2 protein-coding genes are annotated in these 2124 nt (G+C 30.8%); one reads left to right on the top strand and one right to left on the bottom strand.

All coding sequences use genetic code 11. The annotated features are described in order from the left end of the window. Positions 1–128 precede the first annotated feature (128 nt). Complete coding sequence (locus QZZ53_RS14635) at positions 129–1016, bottom strand: chromosome partitioning protein ParA (RefSeq protein ID WP_296386035.1); 888 nt, start codon at positions 1014–1016, stop codon at positions 129–131. A 112-nt stretch (positions 1017–1128) separates the two neighbouring features. On the opposite strand from QZZ53_RS14635, the gene QZZ53_RS14630 reads away from it, so the two are divergent. After that, on the top strand, positions 1129–2124 hold a 996-nt coding region (locus tag QZZ53_RS14630), incomplete at its 3' end, for a formimidoylglutamase (RefSeq protein ID WP_296386033.1).

Raw genomic sequence — 2124 nt, 5'->3', positions numbered from 1 at the left:
AAATTCATCAAGGTAAAAAAATCTATAATTTTCGCTACAAAACAAAAAGTTTAAATCACTTCATAACTAAAAATCCGGAAGCTTTCGCTTCCGGATTTTTAACTTTCAATCAATCAAATAATCAATTCTTACTTCAATACAAATTCTGAAGTAGATAATAATTCTTTATCACTAAATACATTTATTTTGTAACGTCCTTTTTCAAACTTAGAATCTTCTGGTGGTGCAACATACTCACAGATATTTAAGTTTCTGTTTTCATAGTTAAATCTACTAATAAGACTATAGTTTAAAACCTGTTCGTCAAATTGTATTTGGTCATTAGCACCTAACACATTGTTTTTAGGATCTATAACTTGAACATATAATTCTTTATCACCAGCTTCTGTCAACATATTTTTTGCTACAGTAAAACAAACTTTAATTTTATCACTTCGTCTAGCGCGCTCCATTGGTACTTGTTTACCACTGCTTCTTTCAAGAACTCCCATTCCTATTAATCCAACCGTTTGCAATGCTGCTGCATCACTAACAACAGTTGCTAATTCTGTATTCTGCACTAATAAAGAATCTGTGAACATCGTACGCTCAGCTAACTGCACTTGTGTACTATCTAAAGATGTTGCCAAGTATTCGTTCTCAACTTTTAAACGATCATTTTCAGTTAATAAAACGTCCATTTCTTCTTGTAAAGTCATAAACTTCTTTTTATATCTCCATAAGCTATTAACGCTATTTTGAGATACTTTTAAAGAATCCATTAAACCTTGAATACGGTCTCTGGCTGCAACTAAATCTTGATTTTTAACTTCACTATCCGCAATAGCAGCATCATACTCTTGAGCCATGTTGTTAAGATCATTCATTACTTGTTGCTTTTCGCTCACCAAAGTTTTTTCAGTCTCTTGCTTATCGCTGTAAAGTTTTGAAGCATAAAATGCAGTTCCTAAAAATAAAACCAATAGTATACCTAATCCAACTTTTAGTCCTGTACCTGTTTTTTGTGAACTTTCCATAAATTGTTTGTTTTTAAGTTATTGTTAATACTTATTTTTTAATTTATTATCGAGATCAAAGTAATTAAATAAAACTGTATTTTTATTCTATTATTTTAATTAAATGTTCCAAATGCAAAATCTCATTTCATTTACTCATAAAGATCGTGATACTATTTTAAAAGCACGTAAAGGAGAATCAAAATTTGGAGAACATATTCAGTTATTACCTAACCTCACTAACATATACGATGACATTGTTAATTTAGATGTTGACTTTGTTATTTTTGGCATTTCTGAAGATATTGGTGTTTACGGAAATTACGGAAAAACAGGAACTTATAAGGCTTGGGAAGCCACAATAAAAGTTTTGTTAAATATTCAAAATAATAGCAAAACTAGAGCAAAACGAGTCCTTATACTAGGTCATTTAGATTATACTGAAAGCCGAAGTGTAGTTGAACTAAAATCAATAAAGAAAAACATATCTAAGGCAAGAACATTGGTAGAGACTATCGATAAAGATGTTGTGCATGTAGTATCCTCAATTATCAAAGCAGGTAAAACACCAATTATTATTGGAGGTGGACACAATAATGCCTACGGAAACATAAAAGGCAGTGCTTTGGCTAATAATGGAAAAATAAATGTTGTGAATTTTGATGCACATACCGATTTTAGAGCTGAAGAAGGACGACATAGTGGTAATGGATTCAGTTATGCTTATGCTGAAGGTTTTCTTAAAAACTATTTCATATTTGGTCTGCACGAAAATTATACTTCAGACAAACTCTATAAAACACTTAAGAAGTTTAAGTCTATAAAATATAATACATACGAAGCTATAGAGGTCAGAAACGAATTAGATTTTAATTCTGAAATGGAAACAGCTTTAAGCCATGTATCAGAAAAAGAATTCGGAATTGAAATAGATTGTGATGCTATTGAAAACATACCAAGTAGTGCAATGTCACCAAGTGGGTTTAGTGTAAAACAAACAAGGCAATTCGTCAATTATTTTGGTAAACATGAAAAAGCAAGCTATTTACATATCTGTGAAGCATCACCTACCAAAAAGACAGCAACTAAAGTAGGGAAACTCATCACCTATTTAATCACTGATTTTATT

The organism is Winogradskyella sp. (genome assembly GCF_016744625.1).
Taxonomy (GTDB): Bacteria; Bacteroidota; Bacteroidia; order Flavobacteriales; family Flavobacteriaceae; genus Winogradskyella.
This window is presented reverse-complemented; position numbering and strand designations above follow the sequence as displayed.